23 protein-coding genes are annotated in these 24975 nt (G+C 70.9%); all 23 read left to right on the forward strand.

The window, feature by feature from the left end; genetic code table 11:
* The first annotated feature begins 1254 nt into the window (after positions 1-1254).
* A complete protein-coding gene (locus JM949_RS00080) occupies positions 1255-2118 on the forward strand; it encodes a hypothetical protein (RefSeq protein WP_203146404.1) in 864 nt (287 codons plus the stop codon).
* Positions 2119-2732: 614 nt separating this feature from the next.
* Positions 2733-3116, forward strand: a complete 384-nt coding sequence (locus JM949_RS00085) for a pilin (protein ID WP_203146405.1) — start codon at positions 2733-2735, stop codon at positions 3114-3116.
* A 13-nt stretch (positions 3117-3129) separates the two neighbouring features.
* Positions 3130-4047 (forward strand): type IV secretion system protein, encoded by a 918-nt coding sequence (locus JM949_RS00090; RefSeq protein WP_203146406.1) that lies wholly within the window; start codon positions 3130-3132, stop codon positions 4045-4047.
* 35 nt (positions 4048-4082) lie between these two features.
* Positions 4083-5003, forward strand: a complete 921-nt coding sequence (locus tag JM949_RS00095; protein ID WP_203146480.1) for a PrgI family protein — start codon at positions 4083-4085, stop codon at positions 5001-5003.
* Complete coding sequence (locus tag JM949_RS00100; protein WP_203146407.1) at positions 5003-6793, forward strand: VirB4 family type IV secretion system protein; 1791 nt, start codon at positions 5003-5005, stop codon at positions 6791-6793. The genes JM949_RS00095 and JM949_RS00100 overlap by 1 nt, the downstream gene beginning before the upstream one ends.
* Positions 6790-9330, forward strand: coding sequence for a helicase HerA domain-containing protein (locus JM949_RS00105; RefSeq protein ID WP_309231933.1), 2541 nt, complete (start codon positions 6790-6792; stop codon positions 9328-9330). The genes JM949_RS00100 and JM949_RS00105 overlap by 4 nt, the downstream gene beginning before the upstream one ends.
* Before the next feature lie 753 nt (positions 9331-10083).
* Positions 10084-11019 (forward strand): replication-relaxation family protein, encoded by a 936-nt coding sequence (locus JM949_RS00110; RefSeq protein ID WP_203146408.1) that lies wholly within the window; start codon positions 10084-10086, stop codon positions 11017-11019.
* A gap of 567 nt (positions 11020-11586) precedes the next feature.
* Entirely contained in the window at positions 11587-12423 is an 837-nt protein-coding gene (locus JM949_RS00115; RefSeq protein WP_238432318.1) for a hypothetical protein, read from the forward strand.
* Positions 12424-12546: 123 nt separating this feature from the next.
* Positions 12547-13119 (forward strand): hypothetical protein, encoded by a 573-nt coding sequence (locus JM949_RS00120; RefSeq protein WP_203146409.1) that lies wholly within the window; start codon positions 12547-12549, stop codon positions 13117-13119.
* A 379-nt stretch (positions 13120-13498) separates the two neighbouring features.
* Complete coding sequence (locus JM949_RS00125; RefSeq protein ID WP_203146410.1) at positions 13499-14422, forward strand: hypothetical protein; 924 nt, start codon at positions 13499-13501, stop codon at positions 14420-14422.
* Positions 14423-14546: 124 nt separating this feature from the next.
* Entirely contained in the window at positions 14547-15356 is an 810-nt protein-coding gene (locus JM949_RS00130; RefSeq protein ID WP_203146411.1) for a MarR family transcriptional regulator, read from the forward strand.
* A gap of 98 nt (positions 15357-15454) precedes the next feature.
* Positions 15455-16090 (forward strand): GGDEF domain-containing protein, encoded by a 636-nt coding sequence (locus JM949_RS00135; RefSeq protein WP_203146412.1) that lies wholly within the window; start codon positions 15455-15457, stop codon positions 16088-16090.
* 82 nt (positions 16091-16172) lie between these two features.
* Complete coding sequence (locus tag JM949_RS00140; protein WP_238432319.1) at positions 16173-16769, forward strand: hypothetical protein; 597 nt, start codon at positions 16173-16175, stop codon at positions 16767-16769.
* Between the two features lie 295 nt (positions 16770-17064).
* Complete coding sequence (locus JM949_RS00145; protein WP_203146413.1) at positions 17065-17580, forward strand: hypothetical protein; 516 nt, start codon at positions 17065-17067, stop codon at positions 17578-17580.
* Complete coding sequence (locus tag JM949_RS00150) at positions 17577-18614, forward strand: hypothetical protein (protein ID WP_203146414.1); 1038 nt, start codon at positions 17577-17579, stop codon at positions 18612-18614. Before JM949_RS00145 ends, JM949_RS00150 begins: the two co-directional genes overlap by 4 nt.
* 297 nt (positions 18615-18911) lie before the next feature.
* Positions 18912-19580, forward strand: coding sequence for a hypothetical protein (locus JM949_RS00155; RefSeq protein WP_203146415.1), 669 nt, complete (start codon positions 18912-18914; stop codon positions 19578-19580).
* Positions 19581-19715: 135 nt separating this feature from the next.
* Entirely contained in the window at positions 19716-20219 is a 504-nt protein-coding gene (locus tag JM949_RS36170) for a hypothetical protein (protein WP_238432320.1), read from the forward strand.
* 106 nt (positions 20220-20325) lie between these two features.
* A complete protein-coding gene (locus tag JM949_RS00165) occupies positions 20326-20994 on the forward strand; it encodes a hypothetical protein (protein ID WP_203146416.1) in 669 nt (222 codons plus the stop codon).
* A 131-nt stretch (positions 20995-21125) separates the two neighbouring features.
* On the forward strand, positions 21126-22289 hold the full coding sequence (locus JM949_RS00170; protein WP_203146417.1) for a DUF4314 domain-containing protein: 1164 nt from the start codon (positions 21126-21128) through the stop codon (positions 22287-22289).
* Between the two features lie 184 nt (positions 22290-22473).
* On the forward strand, positions 22474-22959 hold the full coding sequence (locus tag JM949_RS00175) for a hypothetical protein (RefSeq protein WP_203146495.1): 486 nt from the start codon (positions 22474-22476) through the stop codon (positions 22957-22959).
* Positions 22960-23364: 405 nt separating this feature from the next.
* On the forward strand, positions 23365-23784 hold the full coding sequence (locus JM949_RS00180; protein ID WP_309231934.1) for a histone-like nucleoid-structuring protein Lsr2: 420 nt from the start codon (positions 23365-23367) through the stop codon (positions 23782-23784).
* Entirely contained in the window at positions 23784-24449 is a 666-nt protein-coding gene (locus JM949_RS00185; protein WP_203146418.1) for a hypothetical protein, read from the forward strand. The genes JM949_RS00180 and JM949_RS00185 overlap by 1 nt, the downstream gene beginning before the upstream one ends.
* A complete protein-coding gene (locus JM949_RS00190) occupies positions 24436-24828 on the forward strand; it encodes a hypothetical protein (RefSeq protein WP_203146419.1) in 393 nt (130 codons plus the stop codon). The genes JM949_RS00185 and JM949_RS00190 overlap by 14 nt, the downstream gene beginning before the upstream one ends.
* The last annotated feature ends 147 nt before the right edge of the window (positions 24829-24975 follow it).

A 24975-nucleotide genomic window follows, 5' to 3' on the forward strand; every position in this document is an offset into this window, starting at 1 on the left:
TGTGCTCTGGCGAACGCCTGTCAAACTCACAGCCGCTCACAACATGGCGGCGACCGTGCTGTGCGCAGTCGGTGGATACCTCCCCGCTCACCGAAGAGAAGCCCCGTGGACGTCGGCAGCGAGGCACAGGACAGCACAGCCGCACCGCGGGGCGCCTGGTCATCGACAGCCGGCGATGACGCGAGCCGATGACAAACTGTCCGCAGCGCGCTGATGCGACTCGTGGTGACAGCCCTAAAGCCGTCCTTGTCCTGTCCGACAAAGTGGCCGGGCCGACGCGCCGCAGCGTCACAGGCGGCGTCATCGCCGGCCGGCGGCGGCGTGGCCGCGACCGCGTCAGGTACCACGCCGATGCCTGCCGCGCGCATTCGTGACCGATGTCAACGTCCTGCTCACGAGCACCTGCGGACATGATGTCAACGACAAGGTTCAATGCCAGGATGACCGCTTGCCACGGGGCGGTGTCATCGCCGACGGTGGCGGCGCCGCTGCGGCAACCTGTTAGCCGCGAGCGTTGCCAATCTGTCCAAGGCATCGAAGCAGACCGTTGACATTGTCATTGTGGCAGGGGGTGCCGGACACGTCGGCGGCACCCGGAAGACGGCCACGATGGCGCGCCCAGCGCGCGGTCGTCATGTCACTTCGGCCACGCCGACGTCCTCGCCGGACAGGATTGCGGGAACCGCCGCGAAGCCGTTCGGCCGGCGCCCGGACGCGGCGCGACGACGGGTCGAGGACTCCGTCGTCATACACACGTCTCGGCAGGCCGCTGCGCGCGGCTGTGAGCCGCTGCGCGCGGCTGTGAGCCGCTGCGCGCGGCTGTGAGCCGCTGCGCGCGGCTGTGAGCCGCTGCGAGCGGCACGACGGGCCGCTGTGAGCGTCTGTGAGCGGCACGGACAGGCCGCTGTGAGCCGCTGTGAGCCGCTGTGAGCCGTTGTGAGCGGCACGACGGGCCGCTGTGAGCGGCTGTGAGCGGCACGACAGGCCGTTGTGAGAAGCGCGGCGAAACCGGGGCCGTGTGGGTTGGATTGTCGCTCACAGTCCTGGTCAGCGGGTCGCGCGGCAACGAGCGCCACCACCGAAGGTGGCACCGACGCGCAGCCACCCCCACCGGAGTGAGGAGCACCTCTGACAGCGGCAGAGGCGCGCTGACCTGCGCTGTGAGCGTCTGTGAGCCACGCCTGTCCTAATCGGTTGCTCAGACGTCGCCCAGGTCGGCGGCGACACCGAGATCGACTCCGAGGAGTGGCAATCATGAGCACGACTTCAACGCAGTGGCCGCAGTCCCCGCTGGACGCCGCCGAGGTGGCGTTCGCGGCGTTGACCTGCGACCCCGCGCCCTTGTCAATCGACCTCGACCAGCTCGGCCCAGACGTCGGCCTACCGGCGGGTGTCATGACGGTGCTGGCGGTGCGCGACTGGCTGCTGGCGCATCGCACGTCCTTCGAGGCACGCGACGCGGTGTGGGTCGAGATGATCCGCCGTGCCCGCCTGGACGGGCCGCAGTGGGTCATCGGCGCGGTCGGCATGGCCCTGCCAGCGCTGCGCCGCTACACCCGTCAGCTGTGCAACGGCTACCCCGGCGACCCCGACGACATCGAGGCGGAGGTCCTCTCCGGGTTCTTGGTAGCGCTGCGCGATCACGTGGATCTCGCCCGGCCCGCCCCCTACGCCGGGCTGTGCCGCGCCGGCTGGCGCGCCGGGTTCAAGCTGCGCCAGCAGGCGGCGGAGGTCACGCCGGTGGAGGACGTCGAGCACGTCATCGGGCCCCGCACCCCGCAGATTCCCTACGGGCATCCCGACGTGCTGGTCAACCGCGCCGTGCGGCTCGGCATCCTCGACGCCGACGACGAGCAGTCCTACATCGACGTGCGACTCGGTCGTCGGGCGATCGAACCGATCGCCGCCCGGCGGGGCCTGAGCACCGATGCCCTACGGATGCGCCTGGGGCGCATCGACACCCGCATCGCCGAAGCCCTCGCCTCGGGCCTGCTCACAGGGACGGCATCCCCGCAGGCCGCCGAGGCCCTCGCTCTACAGGCTGAACGACGCAGCAAACTGCGCGCCGCCCGCCGCCCTGCCCGTCAGGACACGAGCCAGGCGGCAGCCGCCGCCTGAGACCCGACCCGCACGCGATCCCGCGGCGCCGCACCGGAATTCCGGTTCGGGCGCCGCGGCCTTGTCCACGCCGCTCGCCGACGGCATCCCCCGGGGAGGGCTGACGAACCTGTCGCGGGAACGCTGCCACCAAACGTAGCGCCGAGGACGAAGCACCGGCGACAAGATCATCTCGGCTCAGAGAGAACCCCTCGGAGCCGAAACCGACAAAGTGCAGGTCAGGCGCGAGAAGACGGGCTGTGTGTGAGCGGCTGTGAGTCCTTGTGAGTCGCTGTGAGAACGACAGGCGTTCACCAGAGCACACAGGCGGCGGTTTACAAGTGCGAGACCACTTCACCCGCCATCGAGCGGGCGTGACGGTCCCGCCCGCCGCCAGAGGGCCGGGCCCACACCGGGCCGCCCCACGCACCGGACGTCTCCGGGTGCCGCGCAATTTGGTGCGCTGACACCACACCGAACAGATCGCTACCCGACAAGGGAGGACGTGCTCCTCCCGGGGACGGTCGTGCTTCGAGGCGCTGTCCGCGCCCGCGCCCCTCTGGCGGCGGTCCACCCACCCGGACCGCCGACAACCGCCCCGCCCTTACCCGGCCGGGGCCGGAGGTGAACGCTCAATGTCCCGCATTCCGGCACGTCTTCGTGCCCTCACCCGCTCCCGCACCGCCCGTCAGGTCGGCCGCGTCGCCGCCGTGACCGGCGAGGTGCTGCTGTTTCTGTCCGTGCCCGCCGCCGCGTACGCCGACACCGGCGTGCCCGTGCTGGCGGCGAACTCCCTCCCGGTCGTCATCCTCAACCTGCAGATGTGGTTGATCGGCATCCTCGCGGCCGTCGCCACCCTGTTCCTCGTCCTGGCCGGCGTCTACTGGGCCACCGCCGGAGGAGACCCAGCGCAGGTTGACAAGGCCAAGAGCGCGCTGAAGAACGCCCTGATCGGCTACGGCCTCGCCGTGCTGGCTCCGATCCTGCTCGGGATCGTCCAGGGCATCGTCGGAGGCTGACGCCGCTATGGGAATGAGTTATCTGCTGGGCCAAATCCTCGACTGGATGGCGGCGGCGATCCTCGCGACCCTCGACGCGCTGATCGGGGTGATCAGCAGCGCGCTGCTGATCACCCCGGACGTCACGGTCCTGCCGCAGGTGCAGGCCCTGACCGGCCGCTCGATCTGGGTCGTCGACACCGCCTTCGTCCTCGCGTTCGTCGCCGCCGGCGTGCTCACCATGACCGCCGGCGGCGGCGAAGCCTCCCAGTACACCGTCAAGGACCTCATGCCGCGGCTGATCGTCGGGTTCGTCGCCGCGCACTTCTCGCAGCTGTGGTGCCGCATGCTCATCGACCTCGCCAACGCCCTCACCGCAGCCCTGACCACCCCCGACGGGGACAGCGACGGCGCGTTGCGGGCGATCAAAACACACATCAGTGCGGGGCAGGACAAGACCGCGGTGCTGTTGTTCGTGGTCTGCGTGGCGATCATCGCGGTGCTACTCGCCTCGACCGCGTTCAGTGTGATCGTTCGCTTCGCGACAGTGCTGGTCCTGACGGCGTTCGCGCCGTTGGCGCTGGCGTGTCACGCCCTTCCGCAAACCGATCCGATCGCCCGGATGTGGTGGAAGGCCTACGCCGGGACCCTCGCGGTGCCGATCGTGCAGGGCTTCACCCTGTACGCCGGGCAGTGGATGCTCACCGACCCCGACAACCTGCTGCCCGTGCTCGGGCTGCCGGTGGACCCGGGCGGGGTGATCAACCTGTTCGTCGTGATGGTCATGCTGTGGACCACCCTGCGGGTGCCCGCGATGATGAAAAGCTTCGTCTCCACCGGCAACGGCCGCGGCGCGAACATGATCGGCGCCGCGGTGCGGGTGGTCGTGGTGCAGCAGGCCACCCGCTCGATTCCCGGCCTCGGCCGCGGACTGCGGGCGGTGAGCCGATGACCGCCATCGACCGCACCGAGGCAGGCCGTGCGCGGATGCCGTCAGACGTGGACGCCCCGGACAAGGTGCTCTATGGGCTGACCTTCCGTCAGCTGGCGATCCTCGCCGTCGCCGCCCTGGCCTTCTACGGCGCGTGGCGTGCCCTGCACCACCTCGTGCCGGCGCTGGTTCTCGTCGGCGCCGCCGTGGTCCTCGGCGGCCTCGTGTTCGGTGTCGCCGTCGGCCGCCGCGACGGCCTGCCGCTGGACGTGTGGCTGCTCGCCGCCGTCCGGCACGCCCGGGCGCCGCGTGCGCTGTCGACGACGGACACGACGTCGACGACGCCGGACTGGGTCCAGGCACCGAAGAGCAGGGTCATGGTGCCGGCGCCGCTGAAGCTGCCCGCCGACGCGATCGACGACGAGGGAGAAATCCGCCTGGGCGGGGCGCGGGCGGCGATGGTCGCCGCGACCAGCGTCAACCTGGCGCTGCGCACCGCCGACGAACAGGCCGCCCTGGTCGACACGTTCGGCCGGTGGCTCAACAGCCTGTCCACGCCGACGCAGATCGTCGTGTCGGCGCAGCCGGTCGATCTGCACTCCGCCGCCACCACGCTGTCGCAGGCCGTGGAGTCGCTGCCTCACCCGGCGCTGGTGGACGCGGCAGCTGACCACGCCCGCTTCCTCGACGACCTCGCCACCCGGCGGGATCCGCTGCGCCGACAGGTTCTCATCGTCACCCGCAGCAGCGCGGGCGAACGCGGAGACCACGCGGCGCGCCGACGCGCCGACGACACCGTCCGGTCTCTGTCTGGTCTGGGGGTCACCACCCGCGCCCTGGACGGGGCGGCGGTCACCGCGGCGATCGCCGCAGCGGCCGACCCGTACCGGCCCTCACGCCCTGGCGGGCTCGCCGCCCCCGACGCCGTCATCACCGGCCCACACACCCACTCCGACACCAGGAAGAAGGCACGCTGATGAAACCCCGTAAACGCTCCCGCACGGCTACTGGCGGCCTCCGCCCGCCGTCGTCGCTGGCGGGCGCCGTCACGCCCGCCTCAGTCGAGGTGACCCCGCGGATGCTGCGCGTCGGCGACGGGTACGCCGCGACCCTCGTCGTCACCGGCTACCCCGCCGAGGTCGGCCACGCCTGGCTGGAGCCGCTCCTGTCGTGGCCGGGCCGCCTCGACCTGGCCCTGCACATCGACCCGCTGCCCGCACCGATCGCGGCGTCTCGGCTGCGCAACCAGCGCGCCCGCTTCGAGTCCAGCCGCCGCGCTGGCGCCGAGAGTGGAAAGCTGCCCGACCCCTACGTCGAGGCGGCGGCCGAGGACGCCGCCGACCTGGCCCAGCGCCTGGCCCGTGGTGCGGCGAAACTGTTCCGCGTCGGGCTGTACCTGACCGTGCACGCCCGCACCGAGGACGAACTTCTGCAGGCCTGCGCGCAGGTGAAGGCCGCCGCCGCGTCCACGCTCATCGAGGTGCAGCCCGCGACCTGGCGCCACCTCGCCGGCTGGACCACCACCCTGCCCCTGTGCACGGACTCGCTGCAGATGCGCCGCACCATGGACACCCAAGCCCTCGCCGCCGCGTTCCCCCTCGCCTCGGCCGACCTGCCCGCACCGCTACCCGGCGACCCACCCGCCGAAGGCGGCGTGCTCTACGGGGTCAACCCCGACTCGCAGGGCATCGTGTGGTGGGACCGCTGGGCGCAGGAAAACCACAACTCCGTCGTCCTCGCGCGCTCCGGCGCCGGCAAGAGCTACTTCGTCAAGCTGGAGATCCTGCGCAACCTCTACCAGCAGGTGCAGATCGCCGTCATCGACCCCGAAGACGAATACCTCAGGCTCGCCGACGCCGTCGGCGGCACCGTGGTACGCCTCGGCGCCACCGGCGTGAAGATCAACCCCCTCGACCTGCCCGCCGGGGACACCCGACCCGACGTGCTGACCCGCCGCGGGCTGTTCCTGCACACCCTGATCGCCGTGCTCCTCGGCCACCAACCGCCACCGGCCGAACGCGCGGCGCTCGACCGGGCGATCCTCGCCGTCTACCGCCACGCCGGCATCACCGCCGACCCGGCGACCCACCACCGGCCCGCGCCGCTGCTGCGCGACCTCGCCGCCCGCCTGGACGACGACAGCGATCCGGCCGCCGGGCAGCTCGCCGCCCGCCTCGCACCGTGGGTGCAGGGATCGTTCTCCCAGCTGTTCGACGGCCCGTCCACCACCCGCCTCGACGGGCACCTGGTCGTGTGGTCGCTGCGGCAGCTGCCCGACGAACTGCGCACCGTCGGCACCCTCCTGGCCCTCGACGCGATCTGGCGGCAGGTCGACGCCCCCGGCCGGTCAGCGACCCGGCGCCTGGTCGTGGTCGACGAGGCGTGGCTGCTCATGCGCGACGGCGAAGGCGCCCGCTTTCTGTTCCGAATGTCGAAAGCCGCGCGGAAACGTCACGCCGGCCTGGCCGTGATCACCCAAGACGTCGCCGACGTCCTCGGCACCGACCTCGGGCAAGCCGTCGTCGCCAACGCCGCCACACAGGTGCTGCTCAAGCAGGCCCCGCAGGCCATCGACGCCATCGGCGACGCGTTTGGCCTCACCGCCGGCGAACGCCGGCTGCTGCTCGCCGCCCGCGTCGGCACCGGCCTGCTGATCTCCGGCACCAACCGCACCAGCTTCGAGGCGATCGCCTCCAACACCGAACACCAACTCGCCACCACCCGCCCCGGCGACCTGGCCGGCCTCGACGACGAGGAGGACCTGTGAACCCCACCGCCCACCTCGCCACCGTTCCCGCACCCAGCGCACCCCCCACAGGTATCGCCCCGCCCACAAGCATCGCGCCCCCCACGGGCGCGACTCGATGGCTGCTCGACGCCGCCGAGTGGGCGGCGCAGCGACCGTGGCTCCTCGCGGTCGCCGCGAGCGCGCTGGTCGCCTTCGTGGCGGCCCGCAACCTCCTCGCCATCTGGCGACACCGCCATCACGCCGACGGCGCGCGCCTGGTGACCATCGCCCCGCCACCCGAGGTGGACCCGCACAGCAGCGCCGCGCTGTGGTCCAACCTGGCCGGCACCCTCACCCCCTCGCGGCGGCGCCGGCTGCTCTACGGCAGCCCGCACGTCGTGTGGCAGTACACCTGGACTGGGCGGCGGCTGCTGATCGGCGTGTGGGTGCCCGGCACCGTCCCACCCGGCGCCGTTGAAGCCGCCGTGCGCGCCGCGTGGCCCGGCGCCGCCTGCACCACCGATGACAACCCCGGCCCGCCGATCCCGGCCGACACGACGGCGGTGGGCGGGCACCTGCTGCCCGTCGCCGCCGAGTGGCTGCCGCTGCGCACCGACCACGACAACGACCCGCTGCGCGCCCTGATGTCCGCCGGCTCCAGCCTGCGCGCCGACGAGCACGCCTGCGTGCAGATCCTCACCCGCCCTGCCACCGCCCGCCGCGTTCAACGGGCCCGCCGCGCCGCGAGCCGGCTGCGCGACGGCACGACCGCCCTGCCCACCATCAACCCGGCCGCCCCGCTGCTCTGGCTCATCGAGGCGTTCCTACCCGGGCGCTCCGCCAGCACCACCCGCGCCACGCCGACGGCCCGCCGGGATCCGAGCGTGGAACGCGATGTGCGCGCCATCCTCGACAAGATCGCCCACCCGCTGTGGGAGACCGCCGTGCGGTACGCCGTCGGTAAGGACACCCACCGCGCCAACACCGACCAGCGTCCGCGACTGCGGGGCACAGCGGACACGATCGCGGCGGCGTTCGCCGTGTACTCCGGCCGCAACCGGGTCACCCACCGCGTGCGCATGTCGTCGCCAGCTGCGGTTATCGCCCAACGGCGCCTCGGGGCAGGCTTTCTCACCTGCACCCCGGAGCTGGCCACGCTCGCCGCTCTTCCCCGCGACCTGGCGGTGCCAGGCTTGGACCGCGCACGGGCCAAGTCGATGCCGGCACCGGTCGCGGTGTCTTCCGGCGGTCGCGGTGAGAAGGTCCTCGGCGACGCGGAGATCGACGGCCACGCCGTGGCCCTCGCCGTGCCGGACGCCCGGTACCACACACATGTGATCGGATCGACGGGCAGCGGCAAAACAACGCTGCTGGTCAACATGGCCGTCGACGACATCATCGCCGGTCGCGGCACCGTCGTCATCGACCCGCACGGCGACCTGGTCCTGGACATCCTCGATCGGCTACCCGCCGAGGTCGCGGACCGGGTGGTGCTCTTCGACCCCGACCAGCCCAACCCGCCGACGATCAACCCCCTATCGGGCGACGATCCCGACCTGGTCGTCGACAACCTCGTGTCGATCTTCGGGAGCATCTTCTCCAAGGCGTGGGGACCACGCATGGACGACGTCATGCGAGTGGCCTGCCTCACTCTGCTGCGGCACGCCAACGTCACCCTGCAGCACATCCCACCGCTGCTCAACTCGCCGCAGTTCCGCTCCGCCATGACCGTCCAGCTCGACGACCCAGCCGGGCTCAGGGGCTTCTGGCAGTGGTACGACGAACTCAACCCCGCCCTACGCGCCCAGGTCATCGGCCCCGTCCTCGCCCGCCTGCGCGCCTTCCTGCTCCGGGACTTCGTCAAACGCACCATGGGATTCCCCCAATCGAGCTTCGACATCGGCCAGATCCTCGACGGCGGGGCGCTGCTGGTGCGCATCCCCAAGGGCCAACTAGGAGAGGACACCAGCAAACTGCTGGGATCGCTGATCCTGGCGCAGGTGTGGCAGGCCGCCACCGCCCGCGCCCGCATCGCACCCGACCAACGCCGCGACGCCACCCTGATCATCGACGAGGCGCAGAACTTCCTCACCCTCGCCAACAGCCTGGACACGATGCTCGCCGAGGCCCGCAAGTACCGGCTGTCGCTGGTCCTGTCCCACCAGGACCTCGCCCAGTTCCCCAAGGACCTCCTCGCCGCCGCGTCAGCGAACGCCCGAAACAAGATCTACTTCTCCTGCGCGCCAGAGGACGCCGCCGTGCTGGCCAGGCACACCCTGCCCGAACTCGACGAGCACGACCTGACCCACCTCGACGCCTACACCGCCGTGGCCCGCCTGATCACCGATGGGCGCCAGGCCCCGGCGTTCACCATGCGCACCCGCCCCCCGAAACCCATCGTCGGCGCCGCCACCGCCATCCGGCAGACCGCTGCGAAGAAGGTCGAGCCACAGGACACCAGCGCCATCGACGACCTCGTCGAGCAGCTGTCGCAGCCGACCAAGGACGACAGCCGGCGACGCGGCGGCGACACCCGCAACGACAAAACAGCCGGCCACCCCTCGCGCCGCCCCTGACGGGCGCACCCCTGCCCCGCAGACGCGACCACGGGCACCCAGCGGGCCGATGACGGATCTCGGTTCCTCGTCGCCGACGCCCAGCGCACCCAGCTTCGCGAAAGGAGGACACACGTCCCTGGCCCAGACAGCACTACTACGCAATTACAGGTCCCTCACCCGAGGGGCCTCATCGACTCTCTCCCGAGGACACTCACATGTCAGCGCGATCATCGACTCCCGAATGCCAGCCATCCGAGCCACACTGGACACCGCCGACCCACCTGTACAGGGCCGGCCGACCGCTCACCGTCCACCGACTGTCCCGGCACCCTCACCGGCCGAGGACAACCCACCTGCCGCACCCGGCGGAGGGCGCAGCGAGGCAACACCTCGCCCCACAACGACCCACCGCACGAGGGGCTTTCACCACCGTCGCCGGCGTCGACAGCGGCCAGCACGACGCCGCCGCCGCGACGGGCAGAACCACACCCGCCACGTCACCGACCGCAGGTCCGCACCCCAGACCTCGGCACCCCGCCACCACCCAGGACCGCGACGACCTCGGCCCGTCGCTGTCAGTGGGCCGCCTGCGGCCTCCGTGTTGGCGTCGGTGCCGCGCCACGGCTTGGGGGCGGTGTGGGTGTGCGTGTAGAGGCGGATACCGACACCGACCGTCCCGACGGGCCACATCCGCAGCGCACCGCCGGTGTGCCGACCAATCCGCTCTGCTGCAAAAGACCCTCAGGGGTCTCTCCTGTGGGGGTAATCGCCATGCGTAAAAGCCAAGACCGTGTTCTGCGTGTCCAAGCTCAACTCACCGATCGTGATCGCCTGCTTCTCGACTGGCTATCCGATCACAAGGTCCTCACCACGTTCCAGATCAGCCATGCCCTGTTCGGGTCGCTCGACTTCGCCCAGCGGCGGCTGCTGAAGCTGCACCAACTCGGCCTCGTGGACCGGTTCCGGCCGCTGCGAGCCGGCGGCGGCTCGTATCCCTGGCACTACGTCCTCGACCAGATCGGCGCGGAATGCGTCGCCGCCACCCGAGACCACACACCGCCTCGACCCGGGCAAACGGTGGTGCGCAAGCGCCGACTGGCCGCCAGCCGGACACTGGATCACCTGCTGGGGGTCAACCAGTTCTTCACCGACCTCGCCGGGCGGGCACGTACTGCCCCGCAGGCGCAGCTAGAGCGGTGGTGGTCGGAGCAACGGTGCGCAGAGCCAGGCGCGTTCGACACCACACTGCTCTCTCCGGTTCGTCCGGACGGACACGGCGTGTTCAGCGAAGGAGATCGCCGAGTGGCGTTCTTCGCCGAGTTCGACAGTGGCCTCGAGCGGCCCCGCGTGCTGCTGAACAAGGTGAGCAGCTACACCGTCCACGCCGCCATGGGCGGCCCCGCCTGGCCGGTGCTGTTCTGGCTGCCCAACACCGCCCAAGAACGCGCTCTGCACGACCTGCTGACGGGTTTGCGCACCTCGGTGCCGGTGGCCACCGCTGCCCGCGACAGCGTGCCTAACGGGGCCTGCGCGGCCGATGCCGTCTGGCTGGTCGTCGGTGCGGACGACGCGCCGCGCCGGCTGCTGGACCTGGCCGACCTCGGCGAACCCGCACCCGACGTCGACCAGATCGTCGACCTCGCCTGGCCGACCCGGATCCCCACCCCCACTCACCCGCTGACAACCCACCGCCCCGACGACGTCTGACAGCTCGCCGGCTCGCTCACAGCCGCTCACAGCGCAGGTCACCGCCCCACCCGCACCTCCATCGGCGGCTGGGGCGCTCTGGTCTCAGCGCGGCGTCTGTGAGCGGGCCCGCCACTCACAGCGACTCACAGCCACTCACACCAGAAACACCCGCAGCGGCTGTTGATCTCTCACAGTGCAGGTCAACCCGCCTGCCGATGGCTGCGGCGGCCCGCCGCCGCTGTGAGTGCCCCGGGCTACCGTTCACGGCACTACACAACCCCACATATCTCCACCCGGTTCGGTCCCACCGCAGGGATCCCCGCCGCACATCCGGTACGCCACGCCCACCCGCCTACGCCGGTCGGCACGCGCGCCCGCGGCGACCCCCACGGTCGCACCCAACCACCCGCACCAGCGCACCACGCGCCCCGCACCACCGACCTCACCCACGAACCCAGTGGCCTGGTCACCTCCGCGCCCACGCGCGACCTGCCCGCCGACCTGACTCCGACCCACGATCCCGGTGAGCCGGTCAGATCCGCGCGCCCCGACACCTCATCACCCCACTCAAAGGAGGACCTCACCATGTCCGCTGCCAATGGCACCCCACTGACCGCTCACGGCAGCCGTGTGCCCGCCACCCCCATCCGACAGGCCCCCACGAAGGCCGCCCAGGCGCAGCCGCGCCCACAGGCCCCCGCGAAGGCCACCATCACCATCGTGCCCGCGACGGTCACGCCGGCGCCGACCATCGCCACGATGGTCATCTGCCTGCCCGACGAGTTGCCCGCCGAAGCGCTCACCGCGCACCAGCTGCGCACCCACTTCGGTGTCACCGGCACCCTCACCCCGCTGTTCTGGGCGGTACCGCAGCTGCGGCTGTGGCAGCGCCACCAGATGATCGGCCTGCGTAAGGGCCGTCCCATCCCCTGCGCGGGAGGACCGGTGCGGCTGCTCGACCTGCACGGCATGCGTCACGCCGCCGCCATCGGCGCCGCCATTCGCTACCAGATCTGGGAGCAGGCGGTGCATGGCACCCGGGCGGCCACCCCGTGGCCGACCTTCGAAACCCGCCACCTCACCGACCCGCAGAAGTACCCGTACGACACCGCGGTGGCGGACTTTCACGCCCAACCCCGTGTCAACGCCATGCGTCTGCACGCGGCCGTCACCCCCGGCCCCGGCCAACCCGGCGTCGGAGAACTGGAGATGTACCAGGCAGGCCAGATGGCCTACCAGCACCACCGAGCAGCCAGCGCCGTCGTCGGCGACGCGATGCTCACCATCGACGGCCACAAACTGGCCCCGGTCAGCGACTCACTCACCCACCGGGTGACCTACCTCGAGCAAGCCCTGCGCCACCTCGACACCCTCGAGCCCGGCCAACGGCTCCTCGCGGTAGCCCTCGACACCACCGCATGACACCCGTCCGGACGCGCGCCCTGATCCCCGCACCCAGGGGATTCCAGGCGCGCCGCCCGGCGGTGCCGGTTTCCTCGCAAGGGCCGGTTCTTGCCCCACCCACCTATGCCAAGGAGGCACACCATGAACCCAGAACGTCGCGCCGCCGCTATCACGGCCGCGCTGACCGGTGTCGAAGCCCTCGCCGACGCGCGAGGCTGGGACGCTGTCCCCGCGCTGCTCGGCGTGTTCGAATCCACCTCTCACACCCGCGTGGGAAGCCTCTACGTCGACGAACTGCCCATCGACTCATCGATTTGGCGGATGCACGCGATGCCCGGCGCCCGCGCGACGGCACCCTACTGGATCGGCCTTCGCGCCATCACCGCAGTGTTGACCACCGCCAAGGCCCCCGAACTGCGGGCGTGGACCCGCGCCCAGATCGGGCCCGTTCTCGCCCTGGCATTCCTTGGTGAAGGACTCGACACCAGCGAGTCCGGTCGCGACGCCTCCGCCCTCGGACTACCGAGCCCCGACGACGGCATCCCGGTACGGGCACTGACCGCCTGCGACGTCGACGGGCGCCACTACCAGTTCCTGCGCTACCGCGGCGCGGCCACCATCACCAGCGTCGTGCTGGACGACCCACCAGCTGAGATCCGAGACCGCGGGATCTCGGCCGATGTGCGCCGTGTACTCAGCACCATCCGCGCCTAACCTGCGCGGCCAACCACCCCAGCGCGGACCCTCGACCGCTCCACTACCAACGCACGCCAGCCGTTCGGGCCCGCACCCCGGCCGCGTTCGGCAGAGAACCACGCCAGACCCTCGCACCGCAGGCCGAGGCAATCGCAGTCAACGCGAACGCGCCACGTGGCCCCGCGCCCGGTATCGCTCACCGACCGGCGGGCCTTTATCCCACGCCTCAGCGCGCCGCCACCGGCAGGCCCGGGCCGTGCTTCTCGCACCAGTAGCGCCGACGCTCACGCCCCGCTGCGCCAGGCGCCCCGGGCATGGGGCTTTCGCAGCACCGGCCTAAGACAGGCCGCCCTGTTCCTCTTCCCGCCCAACACACCCTCACGGAGGTTTCTTCACCATGTCCCGACTGTGGTTCCGCATCGAGGACGTCCTGCCCCTGGCGGAACATGCCCTCGCCAGCCCCACCCACCGCCTCACCGCAGGGCAGATCGCCGCCGGCGAGCTCAACGGCCCGGCGCTGAGCCTCACCCGCTACGGCGAGCGCGCACACATCCGGTCCAACGGCGTCCCCGTCTGGTACACCCGCGACGGCGACGAGCACATCGCCTTCAGCGCCTCCTGGCGCCGCACCACCACCGCGAGCCTCGGACGCGAGCGGGTACAACACCTGTACCTGCCGCTGGGCTCGTCCACCGCCGCCGAGCGGCGGCTGATCGATGTCCTGCGCGGCGCGCGCCACCTCGAGCACAACTGGCTGGCAATCAACACCCCGGTGTGGCCCGGCGCGGCTCTCGACGCGATCCACCTGCAGTCCTTCGACTACCGCGGCGACATCGCGCCACCCGACGCGCGCTGGCGGCCCGTGATGGTCTCCTCGCGGCAAGTGCGCAATCACAGCTATCCCGCCCTGGTAGCCGACGACTGCAGCACGGACGCCCGCGGTCTCATCTGCCGTTTCGACCCGATCACCGCCCGACGGATCGCCGACGACCTGACCGGCCGATGGCGGATGGGCAGCATGCCCGGGGAATACCCGCTGCTGCGCTTCGACGGCGACATCGCGGCGCTACTGGAGGAACGCGACACCGGCGGCGGCGACATCGTCCTCGATCTCGACGAGCGCTGCCACCCCGATCGGGACGGCTACTACAGCATCGGCGCCCACCGCTGGTTCTGGACCGCCGACACCTGGACCCCCATGCCGCCGCGCGCCCGGATGCGCCTGCACCTGACCGCTCTGGCCGGTCGGCTGCGCACCAGAACCGCCACCCACCTGCCGCCTCGGCAGGAACCCGCCGCGGTCACCGATCCGCCGTTCTAACCGGCGGCGCCCCGCCCCCCTGCCCGGCCGGATCTCGCTCGCCCGCAGGTCCGGCCATCGCACTTGATTCGTCCCGCGATTGAAGCGTGGATCAGTGCTGACCTCACATGACAAGGGAGATGCCATGCCCGACCAACCGGAGACCGTGCCACCGCACGCCCTATTCAAGGTGCTCGCCGCCCTCGCTGATCTCGGCGACGCCACCGCCGCCGCCGTGGCCGAGCACGCCGACCTCGGCGACTCCACCGCCACGGCCAAGCTGCGCGTCTGGGAAGGGACCGGACAAACCGAACGCGTTCAAGGCGACGACAAGCGCGCCGTGTGGCGGCTGACCGACTCCGGCCACGCCACCGTCGGCGCCGGCCGCACCTCCTCACCAACGGACTCGTCCTCCGGGCCCGAGTCGCCGCCCGACGACTCGCCAAGCACCGGCGATGCCGTTGACGACGATCCCGGCGCAACCAGCGACACCGAGCAGTCCGGCGAACAGCCCACCACGCCGACGCCCGACAATGCCGCCGACGGCGAACCTCCCGCCGCCGACCCGCACGCTCGCGCTGACGAGCCGACCGCAGGCGACGACAACCCCACACCGACGGTCGACGACGACCCACCGCAGGCCGGCACGCTCGACGACAGCGAAGCGGAGGCTGTCGCCACCCCGGACGCGGCGAGCACGGCACCTGGGCGCAGCCACCGGGCGAAGGGCTCGCTGCGCGCGGCGGTGCTGGACATCCTCGAAGCGCACCCCGACCGGGCCTACAAGACCGGCGAGTTGTGCAAGCTCATCGACGCCGCCGAAGCCGGCACCGGCGTGCTGAAGGCCCGCCCGGGCGCGGTCGTGAACGCGGCGGTCAAGTTGGTCGCCGCGGGCAAGGTCGTGCAGACCGTCGAGAAGCCCGCGACCTTCCAACTCGCCCCCGCCGCCCAGTAGCGGCTGCACCCATTCGTCAGGTAGCCCAGGGGCGGGCGTGAAGTTTGGCCGCTGCTCGCCCGCCCCTGGTGCTCCTTCTCAGACAAGGAGCCATGCCAGTGTCGCAAACCGTGCAACAGATGCTCACCTGCGCCGGCGGAATTCTCGCCGGTCTCGCCGTCGCCGCGCCCCTGCTGTCGTGGCAGCAGCGGGCCCTGATCAGGGCCCGCTGGGCGGCGAACCACGACGACATCACCAGCCTGCCCAACCGGCGGCTGTTCCTCACCCACCTGCGCGCCGCCCTGGCCGACAACACACCGGTCGGGGTGGTGCTGCTGGACCTCAACAACTTCAAAAGCGTCAACGACGCCCTCGGTCACGAAGTCGGCAACGACCTGCTCGACCAGGTCGGCCGCCGCCTGACCAGCCTCCCCGGGAGCGTGGGGATCGCCGCGAGGCTCTCCGGCGACGAATTCGCGTTGCTCGTCCGTGGTACTCGCGAGGACACCGCCGCCGCGGCCCACGCCGCCTGGCAAGCGATCGCCGCCGGCACGATCCTCGTGGTCAACGGCGACCTGCCCGTGACAGCGTCGGTCGGCTACACCCACACCCACCACCCCAACGTCAGCCCACGGCAGCTGCTGACCGAAGCCGACAGCGCGATGTACGAGGCCAAGACCGCCGACGGTCGGGTCCGCGAGTACCTGCCCCACCGCACCGCGACGGTGCGCAGCCGCGACCGCCAGCGCCACTGAACCTCGCCCCGCCCGAACCTCACGCGCCAAGGACCCCGCAGCCAATCCGGCCGCGGGGTCCTTGCCGTCGTGCACCCCTGAGATGGGAGACCCCGTGCTGTCCTTCACCGCCGTCCACAACCTCTGCACCTGCCTCATCGAGGCTTCCACCGACTCAACCCGATTCGCATGGAACCAGCCGCCAACGCTGTTGCTCGTCCACGACTGGCCGCTGATCACCGCCGCTACACCGCGGGGCCCGGCGATGCGGAGTCTGGAGTTCCCGGCGCACCCCGACGACATGCTCGACAACCCGGCCGGACTACCCGCTCTCCTGCACCGCCTCGCGGCCACCCTGCACAGCACTCCGAGGGGCACGCCCTACAACCGCACCCTCGACACGATCATGACCCGGATCCGTGATGCCGCCCCGGACACGCGCCTTCTGGCCTGGGCCGCCTGCTACGGGGACCTCGACACGCTCGACGGCGAACCCCGTCAGATCCGCCGCGTCGATGCTGTCGACATCGACGGAAGGCTCTACCAGCTCACCCACCTTACCGGCGAGGAGCACCCCCTGGTGCTCGTCGACGACACCCCCGACCCCCGCGACCTGCCCGCCACCTACCCCGGCCTGGTCGCGTTGCTGGCCGCCACCGCCCGCTACGCCCAACCCGCGTCCGCCGGGGCGAAGGCATGATCCCGGCCACCGCAGCCGACGCCAGCGCAGACGAGCCGATCTTCAGCCGGTGCGGACCCGACGGCGGGTCCATCCGGTGCCGGGTCTGCTTGGCCGTCGACGAGGTCGTCGTCACGGAACTTCCGGCGGCGATGGCCGCCTGCGGCGAGAACACCACTGCGCGCTGCTTGCGCTGCGGGTCGAGCGAGACCAACGACCCGGTGTACGGCTGGCGCGCCAGGCCCAGCACCCCGCCTGCCCCAGACCGTGCCCCACGTGAAAGCGCTACCACACCTGCGTGCGAAGGAGCCTGTCCGTGAGTACCACCTGCTGCATCGGCGCCATCGACCCCGACAACTCAACTCTCGTGCGCGCACGGATCGTGCACTACGACGGATACCCGTCCAACGTGCTGCCGACCCTGGCCGCGATCTGGGCCGCCCACGCCCATCAGGACACCGCCGCGCTGATCACCACGATCCTCGCCAACGACTGGGAGCAGCTCGACGAGGACACCACCGCCAGCACCAGCTCGAACTTCGCCGGCCAGAAGCCGGTGCCCGGAGTCGGCATCACCCTGGCCTCCGCCAGCGACGGCGTGACGGTGGACCCGCCGGAACCGGTCACGGTTTTCCCGCTCTGCCACGCCGGGCACCTCGACGTCGAGTGGATTTACCTCATCGATGCCGCCGCCGACACCATCGTCGTGCACACCGGCGACGGGACCCGCGTCTCCGTCTACCCGCTGGTCACCTGCCTGAGCACCGACGGCGCCGGGGCGGCTGAGCGGCGGCGCGGATCGCAACCACCACCAGCATCGGCACCGCGATGAGTGCCCGCGCACTCGGTGCGGTCGCCGCCGGGGTGGTCGCTGTGCTGGTGCTGTGCGCCGGCGGCATCGCCGCGCTGTTCGGCGGAGGCGGCAGCGCGTCAGCCGCCTGCTACACCGCTGTCGGCCCAGACGGACAACCGGTGCTGCCCACCCTCGCGGCGTCCCCGCCAACTGACGGAGCTGGGAGCTGGAACAGCGAACAACTCGCCAACGCCCGCACGATCATCACCGTCGGCGCCGAACAGCAGGTGCCAGCTCGCGGCTGGATCATCGCGCTCGCCACCGCCATGCAGGAGTCCGGGCTCCGCAACCTCACCGGCGGCGACCGCGACTCTGTCGGCCTGTTCCAGCAACGCCCCAGCCAAGGCTGGGGAACGCCGGCCCAACTCGGCGACCCCACCTACGCCGCCGGCAAGTTCTACGACAAGCTAGCCGCCATCACCGGCTGGCAGACCATGCCGCTCACCGAGGCCGCCCAAGCAGTCCAACGCTCCGCCTACCCCGACGCTTACGCGAAGTGGGAGGACGACGCGACATCGCTTGTACAGGAGCAGGTCACATCAAGCGATGGCGTCGAGCTCGACTGCTCCTCCATGGCACTCGGCACCGCCGAACCGGCCCCGCGCAACTCCGACGGCTCCTGGCCGGAGGAGAACTGCGCTATCCGTCCCGATCCGACCACCGGCACCGGCTGCGTGACGCCCCGCCTACTCCATCTCGTCCAACAAACCACCGCTGCCGGCTTTCCAAAGCCAGGCTGCTACCGCGTCGATGACCACGGCGAACACCCGAAAGGCCGCGCCTGCGACTGGATGATGACCGCCGGCGGCGAAGCGTCCGGCACCCAGAAAGCCCGCGGCGACGCGATGGCCGCCTGGGCCGTCGCCAACGCCGACCGTCTCGGCATCCAGTACGTCATCTGGTTTCGCCAGATATGGACCGAGTCCGAAGGCTGGCACCCCTACAACAACCCATGGGGTGGCAACGACCCCTCCGGATGGCACACCAACCACATCCACATGAGCGTCCAGTAAGGACGGACCCGCTCCTCATGCCTACCCGAGAAACCCAGAGCATCCCCGCTGGCGCCGTGGACGCTGGCCTCAAGCGGGCTACCCGCTCAACCCGCAGGCAGCTCGAGAAAAGCCGTGATCGCGAAGCGCCGATCGATGGCCCCCGCAGCCCATACCCCGCACCACGAATAACGCCGTCTCCCAGCACGGGCCCTAGCGGCGAAGCCGGCGGACCCACGATCACCCGATTCGACGGCGCCCGACCACGGGCGACCCGCCGTACCCCCACCCACAGTTCCCCACGGAGGAGGAAGGCACGTGAGCGCACCCGTACTGATCGGTGTCGCCGCACTCCGCGGCAGGTACACCACCCGCTCCATCCAGCTCGGCGAGAACCCGGAGATCCTGGTGCCGCTGCTGCGCCGGATCTGGACCGACACGTTCGGCCGCGACACCGACGCGATGGCCGGCGCGCTGCTGGCCCGTAACTGGTGGAGCCTCGCCGTCGACCCCAAGCCCCGGCGATGGCACCGGCAGCCGCCCGTAGCGGGACTGGGCTACCCGGCCGTCACCGAGAACAACACGATCCGTCAGGGGTCGCTGCGGGAGGACCTCGACGGGTTCGACGAGTGGCTGTACCTGCTGCGCCTCGACCAGCGGTTGCTGGTGGTGTACGAGGCGACGGTCCACGGCCGCTGGCTGCGGCACAGCGTGCACCACCTCGACCCGGTCGAGGACCTGTTCGTCACCGCACCCGCCCTCGACGAGGGCGGCTCGGTGATGACGGTGTGCACCGTCTGCGGGGCGGTCGACGAAATTGACCACGTCGAGGTGCCGTCCATGGCCGGCTACGGCCACGACACCGCCACCATCTGCACCCGCTGCGGCTCCTCGGTTGCCACCGACCCGATGTTCGGCGCCCACATCACCCGCAAGCCCTGGCCGCCGCATGCCCCCACGACGGATGACGCGGGCGGCACCCGATGAGCACGTCCCCCCAACTCCGCCGCCCACCAGCGGCAGTACGGGGTCCTCATCACCGATGGCGAACTTCCTGAGCACGCGCGCCTTAGTGCCATCACCGCACCCGCGACAAGACCGACAACCCGAAAGGAAGGGCTCATGATTCTGCCCACGCAGGAGGAGATCCTGCACCGCATCGACCAGCACGCCACCGCTCGTGAGGACATGTTCGGCTTCCGCCGCGAACTGCTGATCAACGCCCTCGATATCGACCACGCCCGCCCGTTCCTGCAGCCCGACACCACCGCGCCGCAGTGGAACCGCCACCGTTGGGATAGTCACGACGGCCCCGAGGAATATGGCCGCAACTACCTCTGGTTCGCCGTGCACAAGATCCTGGATCACCGCAGTGGATCCGCAGGACGCGCGGTCGACAAGCTCACCGAACTGGCCTGGCTGTTCGGCCGCGACGACGTCGTGACCGCTATGAACAGCGCCGCCTACCCGATGTACGGGGCCCCGAAGATCACCGTGTTCGCCGATGGGCTCGGCTGGCCCCTGCACAGCCTCGCACAGGGCCCCGGCTGGCGTGACGCCTTCATCCGCATGGCCGCCGGCCTGCCCTGCAGCCCCGACGGCTGCGTCTGGGGATGCGAGGAGTAACCCCGCCCCGGCACGACCCGCCCAGCACGTGGCTCAGCACCGGCCGCGACCCGAACCCGGGTCGCGGCCGGATCTCGTTTCCCCCTTACCGAAAGGACCACCCCAGGTGACCCCTCAGCCGCCCCCACCCGAACCCACCGGCTACATCCTGCGCCTGCCGCCCCTGCCGCCGGCAGCGCCCGTAGACCTCGGCGCCTACAGCCACGATCCGGGCAGCACGGTCCTCGACCGCGCCGCCGTCGAATACCGCCTGGCCGGCCGCGGCGAGAGCGGCAGCGCCATCGCCGTCGGCGACCTCGTCCAACCAGTCGGCGAAGCCACTCGACAGCGGGTCACCGCCGTTGACCACCAGACCGGCCAGATCACCATCACCAGCGACAGCGACACGCCCCGCACGCTCGCCGGTCGTGATGTGGAGGTCGTCAGCCTCGCCGCGCATCCACCGGTGCCCGACGACCTCCTAGAAGGGCTGAGCCTGGAGCAGGCGCGGGAGCGTGTTACCGACATCGCCTCCGACTACGGCAGATATCCCCAGTACACGAACGCCTACTTCGCCGACTGGGTGTTCGGCCGCGTCGTGGCCGATATCCATTGGCGCAACGACCCCGCCGCGCCGGTGGACTTCCCCGCCGGGCAACGCGTGCTCGTGCGTCCCGACAACCGGCCCGTCTACGGCGCGATCAACCCGCCCACCCTGACTGGGTACTGCACCCGCGGCCCCCGACCTGGCATCCCCACCGCGGTCTGGCCGCATCAGATCCGCCTCGAAAGCTGACCGTCCCATCACGCCTGGCGTCCCGCCGCGACGCCACCACGGGCACACGGGCGAGGACAGCCACACCGCCGCAACCGAGACCGCCAACACCAACGGCCGCACGCACGACACCATTGAGGAGGGCAACTGCGATGACAAGCCCTACCAGCAACAGCGACCCCGAAGAACAGCCCGCAGCGGATCATTACCGCCGCGGCGACCGGGTCGCCTTGGAGCACACCAGCGACTCCGACACCGGGCTGCGCCCCGAAGCCCAGGGCACGGTGCGCCGCTACGACCCACAAGGCCAGGTCCTCGACGTGGCCTGGGACAGCGGCTCCCAACTGTCACTTCTGCTAGGCGAGGGCGACCGTGTCCGTCGGCTCCCCGCCCCTTCATCCGCCGAGCTGTGGCAGCAGGTGCGTGATGCGTTGCGTGCCGCGGGGGCGGCTGCCGGTCGCGACGCCGCCGGCTGGTGGACGCAACACACCCTGGGCGGCCAGGCGCGCGGCGACGTCACCGACATCGCGCGACGGGTCTTGTCCGGCATTGAGGACATCGTCCCGATGATCCTCGACGGGCTCCCGACAGCCGATCGGTACCACCTCGCCGAGGACCCTGAGCGCTACGCCGAGCACGCCCCGCCCGACGCGCCAGCCTGGCAGGACCTGAGCGCGCAGCAGCGCGACCAGGCGCGGTGGGCGTGGTGCGACGGCTACGACGACGCCGCGCACGCCGAGGCCGAACGCCAGTGCCGCATGCTGCTGCACCCCGATGGCGACGACCGCGACCTCACCCATGTCCACCCCGACCGCGTGCGCCTGGGCGGGCCGGGTGTGTTCGCCGGCGACTGGGCCTGGCAGCCCAACGCCGACGGGCAGATGCGCGTCCCGGTCGGGTTCGTCGGCATCCTGGTCGACCTGTGGAACGGCTGGGCCGTGTTCACCTGCACCCGCGAGGTCGCGGAGGCGATCGTCGCTGACCAACAGGCCGCCCGCGACAGCCTGCGCCAGTCCCTGGCACAGGGAGGTTTGCCCGAGGCGGACCTGGACCGCGTCGTGGACCAATCCATGGCGCGGCTGTCCTTCGACGGCGACGCCATCGTCGCGGACTTCACCCGCCTCGAGGACGACCCGGACGCCATCGAGCGAGTCAGCCCGGACACGGACGGCCGGTACGACGTGATGGGCCGCTCGTGGACCTGGCTGCCTGTGCATCCCTACGACTGCGACCGCATCGCCGGTGCCATCCCCGACCCACCAGGGCACGGCCACGCCGAGCACGGCCCCCACCGCACCCAGGAGGCCGGTGACTGACCAGCGGACACCCGACCGTCAGCGAACGCCGCAACCCGGACAAAGCGTCACCGTCTCGCCCACGCCGGTCGCGGACACGCGCCGACTCCCGTACGCCGTCGACCTCCAGTCGATGCCGCACCATCGTCCGCTTCGGCGATGACAGCTACTTCCGAGAAAGGAACAAATCATGATCAGACGCCGTGTGTACGAGATCGGCAACCGGCTAGAAGCGCTGCGCGACGTCCCCGGCAGGGATCCGTTCGGGTTCCGCCGAGAGATCCTCCTGCAGGCGCTCAGCTACGAAGACGCCCGATTGCTTCTTCCCGACTGGGTAGACGCGCGGCTGTTCGACCATCAACGGTGGGGGTGGCGCCGTGACCCCGAGGTGTACGCCCGCTCTTACCTCTGGTCGGCGGTGCACGACATCCTGACGCATCGCCGCCGCTGGGCGAGCCGGTCGGTCGACCAGCTCACCGAACTGGCCTGGTTGTTCGGCCACGACGACGTTGTCGCGGCCATGGACGCGGCCCCATACCCGATCCACGGGGCGCCGAAGATCGCGGCCTTCGCCGACGGGCTCGGTTGGCCGTTAGAAATCATCGGCGACGCCAACCGGCGACGCTTCGCGCGCATGGCGGCCGGTCAGCCCTGCGACCCCAATGGCTGCCGCTACGGCTGCCAGGACTAGGCACCGCCACCTCCATTGCCAGCGGCCACAACCGCTCGCCAGATGGCACCAAGCGGTGCTTCCGAGCCTGACCGCCGTCAGCAGCACAGATCAACCGCGAGTCCCGCCCAGACAGAGGGCCGGGTGACCATCTGCCAACCGCCCCTGAGTGCTGCCGCGGTCCCACAGGGCCCCGCGTCGCCCAACTCGCACGATCGGCAGGCCGGCGTACACCGCGGGCTGAACGCCGGCTGACCACGATCACGCCAGCTCCGGTCGCCGCAGGTGATTTCCGAAGGAACGCCGCCCGACGGCGAGCGCCGTCGCCCGCGGCCAGCGGTATTTCCGCGGGTCATCACCCCAGGCAATGGGGGCTGACTGACGGGCCATCAACACCGCAGAGGTGTACGGCCCTACCCATCCTTCGTGACAGAGCTGCCCCTGGCGCGCGTCGCCGTGCGTCGGAGGCAGCTCTGTCACTTCATGAAAGGAATCACCCTGATGGCAACCAGGACGGTTGTCGTGCTCACCGACGACCTGGACAACAGCACCGAGGACGTCAGCACGCATCGCCTCGCCTTCGACGGCGTCGAGTACGAAATCGACCTGTCCTCGCACAACCTGCAGCGGCTTCGGGATACGTACCTCGCAGCGGCCCGCCGGCTACCCAAGCGACACGGCCGAGGCGCCCCCACCGGCCTTCCGGCCGATGTCCGCGCATTCTGGAAAACCCACGAACAGCCGCTGCGGCTTCCCCCGTACCGCAGGCACGGCCCGATCCCACCGGCGGTGTACGACGCCTACCGCGCCGCTGCCGCCCGCACGACCGGTCAGGGGACACGCTGATGGCACATCAGATCTTCGCCGTCCTGGTACGCGCCGGGGCGACCGTCGCCAGCATCGACGCGCACCTGGTCAAGCCGATGCGGCTCGTGAGCCGTGAGCACCGCATCGATGGCTACCGGCTCGGTGGGCAGGTCACCGGAGCGTGGGATCGCAGCTACGACCCCGCCGCCGATGCGAACAACTGGCACACCTGCGGCGCCTGCCATGGCACCACCCAGATTGACGGGACGACGTGTCTCATGTGCGCCGACGCCGCGCAGGCCGGCCGCCGGCCCGGCACCGTGGTGCCCTGGAGCTACACCGATTGGGCCCGGTACCCGGGCGACATCGTGGCGCTGCCGAGGCTGCTCCATCCGGGCTGGCGGTTCCCGCCGGGCCGCACCCCGGTGGCCTGGGTCGACCTGGCCGGCGTTGTGTGGCTCGACACCGAGCAAGCCAACTTCGCCGGCAGCGACAGCGGTGACGTGCCGCCGCGTCTGCGGACGGTCTTCCGGGATCTGCTCAACGGACGTCGCAACCCCGACCCGACGGTGCTGCCCGCCGTACGCCGACCCACCGTGGCCGGCTGGCCCCTGCCCGCGCGGCACCCCGGGCGAATACAACGGGAACGCTCTGCGTTCCGGGCGGCGAATTGGTCGGTGGCGGTCGTCGATGCCCACTCCTGACTACCGGCCGCCACGCGGCAGCGCCGCGGTGTTCTCCGGGCCGTGGCTGCGCTACCAGACGAGTCGCCAGTCGCACCGCTACCAAGAGGGCTACGCGGCGACGCTGATCGGCTGGTGGAACGGCGCCTGCGAGCTCAGCATCGACGCCGACGCCGCTCGGGCGCTCGCCCGGGGTTTCGCCGAGATGGCCGAGACCGTCGGCGGTGACTGGCGCACCGTCGACTTCGACGGCGACGTGCTCACCATCGCCCGACCGCTGTCCTTCGGCGGCGGCGTCCACCTCGCAAAGCCCACCGACGGGCGCTACCGAATCGGCTGGGGTCTGCCCTGGATGCCCGTAGACCCCCGGCGCTGTGACCGGGTCGTCGGACACCCCTAGACCCTGGTACGCCGACCGATTCTGGTCGGCAACGTTGCGTCCCACCCGTCAGCAGCTCGCGGCGAAAGCCCACCGTCTGGCTGCTGACGTCGTTTGAGCTGTTCCTGTCTCCGCTGCGCGGACTGTTTCTGCCCGCGCACCCGGAGA

The organism is Micromonospora tarensis (assembly GCF_016803395.1).
Classification (GTDB): domain Bacteria; phylum Actinomycetota; class Actinomycetes; order Mycobacteriales; family Micromonosporaceae; genus Micromonospora; species Micromonospora tarensis.